The following is a 3,313-nucleotide window of genomic DNA, read 5'->3' on the forward strand; positions in this document are numbered from 1 at the left end:
AATACGTCACCTTCAGCTCGGCTGGGGAACTCACCAACCATAAACTCTAACGTCATTCTGAACTTGTTTCAGAATCTCATGAACAATCCATTGAAAATTCCGGTCACTGAGCGGAGTCGAAGTGTCTGTTAGCGCGGATTTGCAATCCGTGCAAGTACCTTAATTATCATCGACAAAAACTCAATCCTGCAACAAATACGTCACCTTCAGCTCGGCTGGGGAACTCACCAACCATAAACTCTAACGTCATTCTGAACTTGTTTCAGAATCTCATGAACAATCCATTGAAAATTCCGGTCACTGAGCGGAGTCGAAGTGTCCGTTGGCGCAGATTTGTAATCTGTGACATCTTATGCTATTGTACAGTTAGTAATAAAGTAAAACCACTCTCTAATTTATAGAAAGTGGTTTATATTATATTAGTATTAGTCGCTTACTCGTTACGGGCACGGAAAACATTTCCGCGCTATCGATGTGAGTGACATATCCGCGCCATCGGGTTTGAAAAAGGCGAACCGTTTTAATTGCTCGCCTATGTTTGTTTAATTTATATTGATTTTTAAAGAGAGTTGTGTCAATAAATCTGACACATTACCAAGGTAGATAACTTTAATAGTTTTTAATATAATCGTTCCAACTCTCTGGGTATTGTTTTTTTATTTTTTCTAAGACATAATCAGGAATAGGTTCATTATTATAATCTAAACCTTTTTCTTTCAAAAGGTCAATTACTTTTAATTTATTTTTATACTGTTCACTGTTTAGGTCAAATATGCATTTCCGTAATGCTTCTAAAATATAAACTTTATGACCATCTATCATTTCGTACATCATCAAGCTACTGTCCGCTCCATTTTGCAAAAGATATAAAACAACATCTATTTTTTTAGCGGAAAGAGCTTCTGCAAGAGGCAAATCTGTATGTCCAAAATTAAAATAATTTACATTTGCTCCAGCTCTAACTAAAAGTTTTACTTTTTTCAGGCTATTATTGTCTAAAACATTAATTGCTGACAATAATGCTGTTTGTCTTACTTCGTCATCCTTTCTAAATGGAGCACTCTCTATCGCATTTGGATTTCCTTTATATTGTAAAAGTAATTCTAGATATTTAGGGTTATTATTATTAGCAGCAGATATTACAGCAGATTCTCCTCTATAAAAATCCGACAAATTAGGGTTTGCTCCTAATTCAAGTAAAAGTTTTACACTTTTATATTTGCTGTTTTTTATGGATAACATTAATAAAGTACTCCCAAATTTAGGTTCTTGAAAGTCAATATTGACATTCTCATCATCAAGAATCATTTTTGTTTTTAAAGAATCTTCACTTTCAACTGCCTTAGCTAGCTCCCATACTTCAGTATTTTGAAACAACCTATAATCATCTCCTAACAAATTCTCTTTCATTTTATCTGGTTTATTGTTGTTACAACTAATAAATAAAAGTATAGTTAAAAAACATATAATTACTTTTTTCATATTTTAAATTATTATTTAAAAAAATTATCTATACAGTTTTTAACAAACTGACCAAAAGACTTCGTTTGTAATGCTTCGATTACAGTATCTATACTATGTCCATTTTTGGCACCTTGTGTACTTCCTGGCTTTATAAAATGTTTTGTTCCTCCAGCAGTTGGTAATCCGCTTAGTTCTTGAGCAGCGTTTAAAGGGTCTGTCGTTACAATATATGCATCTGTAGTCTTTGATTCTTTATTTCCACCAGGAGAGAAAACAGATAAACCAGCTGCATTAAAAGTAATTGCATTATCACCTGTTGTATTCGCATTTGCTTCAGCTAGTCCGCCACCCAAAGAATGGCCTGTGTAACTTAATTCTGCACTACCTAGCTTATCACTTAACTTACCTGCAACTTCAACAGATTGCTTATATTGCTCTGATGAACCAAATACTTGTTTAACATCTTGCTTTGCATCAATTAAATCTTCAGTACCAGCAGTAGCATAAGTATATTCTGTTTTGCCTTTAACTGTTCTCTCATAAACTTGAGATTTAAATCCTGATTTATCATTGTTTAAATCTAATCCTTTCCCAGCCTTAGAAACTTTCCAGCCTCCAATTAATTTTACATCATCACCATATACATGTTTTGACATTATTGCTGCCTCTAATGGACTAGGCATTGCTAACATCCCATCAGGGTCAATAAAATATATTGGATTGTTATAAGCGTATGTATATGGCGACCATCGTCTCGAAACTTCTGCCAACGGGTCAACATTCATCCATCTACCAATTGCAGGGTCGTAATTCCTAGCACCAAAGTCGAGCCAATTTAATTGATTGCCTCCAAGATTATCATCTTGCTCTTCCTTACCACCAAAACCATACTTGTGGTCTCTATAAGCGCCATTCGGTGCCCCATACCCACTATGTTTAAGTCCAAATGGATAATAGTTGTTTTCTTCAACAATTTGTAAACTTATTGGATTTGCATTTTTTTGATTTTCATCAGTATAATTTAACCTAATATTTCCAAGATGATCTTTATATTGGTAAATATAATTAAAACCAGCGCCATAATTACTAGCATTTTCAGGTTCTACATAACCTTCAGGTTGGTTAAAGAATTTTAATGTTTCCATACCTTCAGAACCTGAATAAATGTAATTTCCTGCGTATAATGTATTTTCTCCTGTGCTCACTATTTTCTTTAATTTCACACCTGTTGCATCGTAAAAGTACTCAATATTTCCGTTATTTAGTGTTACTTTGGTTGGTAAATTTAAATGGTTGTAGGTAATACGTGTTATTCCTTTGTTATCATCTTTAGTCATATTCCCATTTACATCATAAGTATAATCTGTTGTAGAATCTATTCCTGCTCCTATTAGGTCATCTTTAAAACCATAGGTGTCATTACCTGCATCAGATACTATTTGTAATTTGTTACTATTAGAACTATAGGTGTAAGTTAGTTTATCCATATCACCAATTGAATTAGAGCTATTAATCACCCCTCGTCTATTAAGATGTTTAATATTTCCATTTAAATCATAATCTATTCCAGTTACATTGTATTCATTGGTTTGCTCAATAAAACTACTTCCTGTACTATTGGCTCTTCTAAATCCTCCTTCTGTTATGCGATTAAGCGCATCATATTGATATGCATAACCACGTTTACGGTTTCCGTATGTTTCGGAATTTGCTGTACGCCAAATTGTTTCACTTATGTTTCCATTATACAATGCAGACACACCCATCCCCATTTCAGTAGTATTGTAATTTAGTTTAAAAGCAAATAAATCAGTCCCTAAACTAGTAGGGTTGTTTATTTGTTTTAACC

General features: G+C 33.6%; 2 protein-coding genes. Both read right to left on the reverse strand.

The annotated features are described in order from the left end of the window. Positions 1–609 precede the first annotated feature (609 nt). On the reverse strand, positions 610–1,482 hold the full coding sequence (locus tag EC396_RS11960) for an ankyrin repeat domain-containing protein (RefSeq protein WP_129366918.1): 873 nt from the start codon (positions 1,480–1,482) through the stop codon (positions 610–612). Between the two features lie 11 nt (positions 1,483–1,493). Beyond that, on the reverse strand, positions 1,494–3,313 hold a 1,820-nt coding region (locus EC396_RS11965; protein ID WP_305036102.1), incomplete at its 5' end, for an RHS repeat domain-containing protein.

The organism is Lutibacter sp. HS1-25 (assembly GCF_004121075.1).
In the GTDB taxonomy this organism is placed as follows: domain Bacteria; phylum Bacteroidota; class Bacteroidia; order Flavobacteriales; family Flavobacteriaceae; genus Lutibacter.

What these genes read in the sequence shown, in the direction of transcription:
- EC396_RS11960 (WP_129366918.1), bottom strand. Translation starts at nt 1,482, where the DNA reads ATGAAAAAAGTAATTATATGTTTTTTAACTATACTTTTATTTATTAGT.